The sequence below is a fragment of the Ureibacillus sp. MALMAid1270 genome, from assembly GCF_049202975.1.
Lineage (GTDB): Bacteria > Bacillota > Bacilli > Bacillales_A > Planococcaceae > Ureibacillus.
The window spans coordinates 20,768-27,048 of the sequence record NZ_JBMIRP010000009.1 but is presented as its reverse complement, the minus strand read 5'-3'; the positions used below and the strand labels follow the sequence as shown (position 1 = coordinate 27,048).

The following is a 6,281-nucleotide window of genomic DNA, read 5'->3' as shown; positions in this document are numbered from 1 at the left end:
GAAATATTACCAACTTAGAAGGTTAGGTATCCATCATGAGGAAGCCTGGAAAGTAGCAAATACCCGTAAGGGATATTGGAGAATTTCAAGAAGTGAAACCTTACAAAAAGCAATTAAAATAAATACGCTCATTAAGTGGGGGATAAAAGACCTAAATAAGCTATATGAGCATAGGTACTTAAGTTATTGAACCGCCGTGTACGGAACCGTATGCACGGTGGTGTGAGAGGTCGACTAGCCAATTAATGGCTAGTCTCCTACTCGATTAATAGAAGATAAAATAGTCCTATTACTCTACGATATTTTTTTCATGTAATGATATAATGTTTCTAAGTAATATATAGGGGGAATAATATGGCAATTGTTCAAAATATAGAAAATGAAACTTTAAACCATTATATTAGTTCGGCAAAAACAATAAAAAATCTATTTTCTGATGATGTATCGATTACAATTTCAGATTGCGAAAAAATTATATTACACCTTGATTCTAATCACTTTAAATTTGATGTTCCGTCTGGCCATATTATTGAACCAGATGAACCAATGGCTAAAGTAATGAAAAATAATAAAGAAGAAACGTTTTTAATTCCGCAAGAAGTCTTAGGAGTTGCTATAAATACAAGAATTGTTCCAATTAGAGATGAGAATGATCAAGTAATCGGAACAATAGCAGTTGCTACTAATTTACATAATCAATATAAATTAAGACATGTTGCAGAGCAGTTTTCAGCTTCGTCTGAGGAAATTTCAGCTTCTACGGAAGAATTATCTGTTGCCGCAACAGATTTATCTACTTATATGGAGAAATTAAAAGAATCTCAAGAAGATATGACAAAACAATTCGATAATACGACAAAAATTCTAGAAATGATTAATTCAGTTGCAAAAAATACTAGAATTTTAGGTTTTAATGCTGGTATTGAAGCTGCTAGAAGTGGGGAATATGGTAGAGGTTTTAGTGTTGTTGCTAAAGAAATTACAAAACTTGCCGATCAAAGCGCTGAATCCGTCAAAGAAATTAGACAATTATTAGATGGGTTAAAAGATAAAGTTCGTGATGTAGCATCTATTATAAAAGAATCTGTTGATATAGCTGAAAATCAGTCTTCCTCAATTGAAGAGATTTCAAAAAATTTGCAACACCTTGCTCAAGTATTAGAAGATATCGAAGAACTGGCAAAAAAATTATAAATCTTTATTATGAAAAGTGGGATGTAACATTCCCGCTTTTTTAATGCTAAATTAAATTATCTGTATGAACTAGATAAACAATTACACATAATAAACATGAGTTTTGTGAAAATACAATCAATAAAAATGCTATATTGGAAAAATTATTTTGTAAACAGAATCATATTTCTGTGTTAAACTATATTTTGTTGTAAAAAACACTTTGGAGGAAATACTATGAAAAAAATGATTCGTTTATTTACACTTGGTATAACAATCATGTTGTTAACAGCATGTGGTGGCGGACAAGAAGCTTCTAAACCTGCTGATGTTGTAACATCGTTTATGAAAGCTATACAATCAGGTGATTTGGAAAAAGCTAGTACTTATGTATCGACGGAAAATGTATCTGATGACTTTGACTTTGCTAGTATGAAAGATGCAAATGAAGACCCTGCAACTGAAGCATTAGTTAAAGGTATGAGCAATAATTATAAATTTGGTACACCAAAAGAAAATAAAGTTGACAATCAAAATGCAGAAGTAACAGTTGAAGTAACTTCTCTTGACTATGCTGCTGTAATGCAAACTGCAATGGAAGATATTTTCAGTGCTGCTTTTGAATTAGCTTTAGAAGATCAAACAGAAGAAGAATATAATCAAGCTATGGATGAAAAATCTACTGAGATTCTTACTGCTGCAATGACTGATAAAGATGCTCCAACAGTAACACGTGATGTTACATTAAATTTAACCAAAGATGCAGATGGTAATTTCAAAATCGTTTCTGATGCAAACTTAATGGAAGCTGTATTAGGAAATTCTGCAGAAGTAGAAGAAATGTTTAGTGAATTAGAATAACAAATAAAACCAGTTGTTGCCGTTTAAGCAACAACGGTTTTTTAATTATCGAACAGTTACAGCAGTACCTGTTGCAATACACATCATCATGCCATCGCGAAGCGTTTCAAAATCTAAATCCACGCCAATTACAGCATTTGCACCTAGTCTTCTAGCTTCCTCTTGCATTTCTTGTAAAGCTAAACTACGACCTTCAGCTAATTTATTTTCATAAGCAGAACTTCTTCCACCAATTAAATCTGTAACCGATGCAAAAATGTCGCGTACAAAGTTCGCTCCCATAATAGCTTCTCCAGTTACAATTCCATGATAAGTTTCAATAGATTTTCCTTCTACAGTTCCAGTTGTTGTTGTTAACATTAATAAAGCCCTCCTAAAATATAATACCTACTATACGATTATCTACCCAAAAAGTTTTAAAAAAACATAAATAATGTTAAAAAATATTAAAACATTTCCATCCTTTGTTGATTCGTAAGCACTATAAAACTTTGCAGAGTATTATTTTTGCTGTATCGAAATTCATTTAAACAGTGAAAGAAACATAAATGAGTTCAATTAATAGTATGTATGAAATAACATATTAATATTAATTGTAAAGGAGAGTTTTATGGATATAACACCACTCATCATGTCTTTTCTTTTATATGGTGTTCCTGTTTTTACCGTTATTTGGTTTATGATTAGTGTTGTGAATGCATTAAGAGAACGAAATTACCTTTTAAAACAATTAATAAAGAAACTGGAAAAACTAAAAAATATAGAATAATCAAAACAACAGCAGTGGTACATAATTATTTTGATAATAAATTGGAATGGTAGTACTAATTTTTCTAGCCGATTATTTTTCAATTGACCGAGTGAACTTTTAAGAACCGTACATCTCAACTCGTATTAAAACTTAAGCATCCCGCAACTTTCATAAAAGCACAATTTTTTATTTCGCAACTAAACGAATGTCACGCTTTTATTTGATTGTATTGCATTTACTACAATAGTGATGGAAATACGAAATGATTCTAAAGGAATTAAGCGAATGTCCATTACTTCAACAACCTGTTTTCATAAAATAGGTTAACTCATTAAAAGGAGGTAGCATTATGGGATACAATCAAGTTGGTGGTGCTTATGATAACTACGGTGGTGGTTATTCAAAAGGTAACGGTTTCGCTTTATTAGTAGTATTGTTTATTCTTTTGATCATTATTGGTGTAACTTTCCACAACGGAAAATACTAATCGTTTCATAAATTAAACTGATATTAATAACAAAAAGGATTCTAAAGATTTACTTTAGAATCCTTTTTAGCATCTTTAACTAATATGTAATCTTAATATTCCCACCATTCTAACAATATACTATATAATGTTATTAGATTTAAAATGAAGGGGATGTACATATGGAATTAGGATTAAAAGATAAAGTAGCCATTGTAACAGGCGCAAGTAAAGGCATCGGTTTATACTCTGCATTACAACTTGTAAAAGAAGGAGCTAAAGTTGCGATTGCTGCTAGAAGTGAAGAAACGTTAAATGAAGCGAAGGCTTTTATATTAGATCAAACTGGTGTTGAAGTATTAACACTATCTGCTGATGTTTCTAAAGAAGATGACTGTAAACGATTAGTAGAGGATACTGTGAAACACTACGGAAAGTTAAATATCCTTATTAACAACGCGGGTTCGTCTGCTGCAAGTCCATTTGAAGAAGTTGCCACAGACTATTGGCAATCAGATTTAGATTTGAAATTGTTTGGTGCAATTCATGTATCAAAACATGCTTTACCGTATTTAAAAGAGCAAAACGGCGGATCCATTGTAAATGTTACAGCTGTACTGGCTAAAACACCTCCAGCATCAAGTTTACCAACATCAGTGAGCCGTGCTGCGGGACTAGCACTTACAAAAGCGATGAGTAAAGATTTAGGGAAATATAATATTCGTGTGAATGCGGTTTGTATCGGTTTAATCCGTAGTCGACAAATCGAAGAAAGATGGCAAAATAGTATGCCATATAATACTTGGGAAGAATATTCTAAAGAAGTTGGAAAGACGATTCCTCTTGGACGTATCGGGGAAACAGAAGAAGCTGCTAATGTTATTACATTCCTAGCTTCTGATGCAGCTTCTTATGTAACAGGAACTTCTGTCAATATCGACGGCGGATCCGGAGGAGCTTTATAATTTATATGATTTGGGGTTATCTTGAAAGTGAGTCATTCAAGATAACTCCATTTTTTGTAGGAATATTTGTTTACGCATATGAAACATTTTTAATACTAATTCGTATATAACTTATAGTCTTTTAGTGTACAATGTATTTAGCAAAGATATCCAATTCAACGTTAATAACAATCCATTTGTCGAACGGAGGAAATGCCATGTCAGAGATGAAAAATCCATTATTTGATGACTTAGAGGCAAAAAAACACGAAACTGTAAAGACTCAATTAATGGAAATTGAGCCCAAAACACAAACTGTTACACAAACTCCTATACAAGCGAAGCCACAACCATTAGTTTCACAAGAAGAATTGTCCCAAATTCGAAAAAGACAACTGGCTTTAAAAGAAGAACCTCAAGTACTTGCATTGGCAGATAAAATCGATGAAAAAAATCAAATTGCCATTTTAGAATTTGGGAAAGAAACAGCTACTGAAATCTCAAAATTCTCTGACCGTATGCTTTCAACTATACGAACAAGTAAATTAGAGAAATCTAGTGCACTTATAAATAACCTTAACAAAATCATGGACCGTTTCGATCCACAAGATTTCAAAGAAGAGAAAAAAGGATTTATTTCAAAATTGTTTAGTAAAGGAAAAGAACAACTTCAAAGAATCTTATCCAAATACGAAACAATGAATAAAGAAATCGACGCAGTTTACAATGAAATCACAAAATACGAAGTGGAAATGAAACAAAATACAATCGAGTTAGAACATATGTATGACCAGAACCTTCGTTATTTCCAAAGTTTAAGTGAACATATTGCTGCTATTGAAGTAAAAGTTGAGAAATTAAGACCTCAACTTACAAGTCTAGAAGCTCGTGCTAATGAAGGGGATCAAGAAGCGATTATGGAATTAGAATCCCTTCGTCGTGCAATCGAATTACTAGAACAACGTCGATATGATTTAGAAATGGCACAGCAAGTTTCATTCCAATCTGCTCCACAAATTCGTTTAATGCAACAAGGGAACAATCATCTAATCGGTAAGATTAACTCTGCATTTGTAACAACAATTCCAATTTTCAAACAAGGAATCATTCATGCTGTTACTATTAAACGTCAAAAATTAGTTTCTGATTCAATGAATGAATTAGATAAACGAACGAATGAAATGTTATTAAAAAATGCAGAAAATATTCGCCAAAATAGTGTTAATATAGCACGTTCTGCAGGACAACCAAGTATCAAAATTGAAACTATAGAACAAACTTGGCAAACGATTATGGCTGGTATTGAAGAAACGAAACAAATTCAAGCTGAAACAGTTCGCAACCGAGAAGAAGGCCGTAAACGTATTGAAAAACTTCAATTAGAATACGAAAAATTAAAAAACATGTAATAAAAATGAGTAATCCAAATTGTGTATTTGGATTACTCATTTTTTGTTTGAGCTTTTCTCTTAAGTAAAATAACCATTCGATTTATTATAAATATCCCTCTATCATATAACACTCTATCATTTGCCTCATATCTATTAAACGTATTCCTCAATTTTAAATTTTTTCTACCAATATTAAATAACTTAGTATATTCGCCTTACTCAATAATTAGCAGCTCAATATACTGTAATAGATATTGAGAGGAGGTGACATAATGTACAGCTATGAAAAAGTAAAAAAATATGAGGATTGTGGGTGTAAAAAGACTATGGGTTCATACGACTGGAAAAAAGAAGATCAATTAGATGACATTAAAGATTTATTGAAAAAAATCTTACATGAGAAAAAAGAAGATAAAAAAGATGACAAAAAAGATCACAAAAAAGACCATGAAGAATGTGATGTTGTAACAGTTACTTTTGATCTAGACGATCATCAAGTAGAATTTGTTTCACCAAACAATGGTGTATTTGGATGTTCCATTATTGTTGACGAAACTACAATTACAGAGGCTACACAATGCTTACTAAGCAGAGGTTTTAAAATTGTAGCATTTGTAGCTGCTACTGAGCCAACTGAAGCTGGAGACCAAGCACTAGGAACTTACACATTCGTAAGATGTCGCTAATAGTGTTAA

7 protein-coding genes and 2 pseudogenes are annotated in these 6,281 nt (G+C 32.0%); 8 read left to right on the top strand and 1 reads right to left on the bottom strand.

The window, feature by feature from the left end:
* The 3 genes and pseudogenes from ACOQFO_RS00670 to ACOQFO_RS00660 all read left to right on the top strand — a co-directional run.
* Positions 1–190 (top strand): annotated as a pseudogene (locus ACOQFO_RS00670) (group II intron reverse transcriptase/maturase); the annotation flags it as partial.
* A 164-nt stretch (positions 191–354) separates the two neighbouring features.
* Positions 355–1,194 carry a methyl-accepting chemotaxis protein gene (locus tag ACOQFO_RS00665; protein WP_421687800.1) on the top strand — a complete coding sequence of 280 codons (840 nt, stop codon included), beginning with the start codon at positions 355–357 and terminating at the stop codon, positions 1,192–1,194.
* Positions 1,195–1,410: 216 nt separating this feature from the next.
* Positions 1,411–2,034, top strand: a complete 624-nt coding sequence (locus tag ACOQFO_RS00660) for a hypothetical protein (RefSeq protein ID WP_421687799.1) — start codon at positions 1,411–1,413, stop codon at positions 2,032–2,034.
* 45 nt (positions 2,035–2,079) lie between these two features.
* Here ACOQFO_RS00660 and ACOQFO_RS00655 read toward each other — a convergent pair whose 3' ends face one another.
* Entirely contained in the window at positions 2,080–2,394 is a 315-nt protein-coding gene (locus tag ACOQFO_RS00655; RefSeq protein ID WP_421687798.1) for a YbjQ family protein, read from the bottom strand.
* A gap of 250 nt (positions 2,395–2,644) precedes the next feature.
* On the opposite strand from ACOQFO_RS00655, the gene ACOQFO_RS00650 reads away from it, so the two are divergent.
* From ACOQFO_RS00650 to ACOQFO_RS00630, 5 genes and pseudogenes are all read left to right on the top strand, one after another.
* Positions 2,645–2,803, top strand: a complete 159-nt coding sequence (locus ACOQFO_RS00650; RefSeq protein WP_421687797.1) for a hypothetical protein — start codon at positions 2,645–2,647, stop codon at positions 2,801–2,803.
* A gap of 373 nt (positions 2,804–3,176) precedes the next feature.
* Positions 3,177–3,272: pseudogene (locus ACOQFO_RS00645) on the top strand (YjcZ family sporulation protein); the annotation flags it as partial.
* 161 nt (positions 3,273–3,433) lie between these two features.
* Positions 3,434–4,216 carry an SDR family NAD(P)-dependent oxidoreductase gene (locus tag ACOQFO_RS00640; RefSeq protein ID WP_421687796.1) on the top strand — a complete coding sequence of 261 codons (783 nt, stop codon included), beginning with the start codon at positions 3,434–3,436 and terminating at the stop codon, positions 4,214–4,216.
* A gap of 197 nt (positions 4,217–4,413) precedes the next feature.
* Positions 4,414–5,604 carry a toxic anion resistance protein gene (locus tag ACOQFO_RS00635; RefSeq protein WP_421687795.1) on the top strand — a complete coding sequence of 397 codons (1,191 nt, stop codon included), beginning with the start codon at positions 4,414–4,416 and terminating at the stop codon, positions 5,602–5,604.
* A 254-nt stretch (positions 5,605–5,858) separates the two neighbouring features.
* Entirely contained in the window at positions 5,859–6,272 is a 414-nt protein-coding gene (locus ACOQFO_RS00630) for a hypothetical protein (protein WP_421687794.1), read from the top strand.
* Positions 6,273–6,281 lie beyond the last annotated feature (9 nt).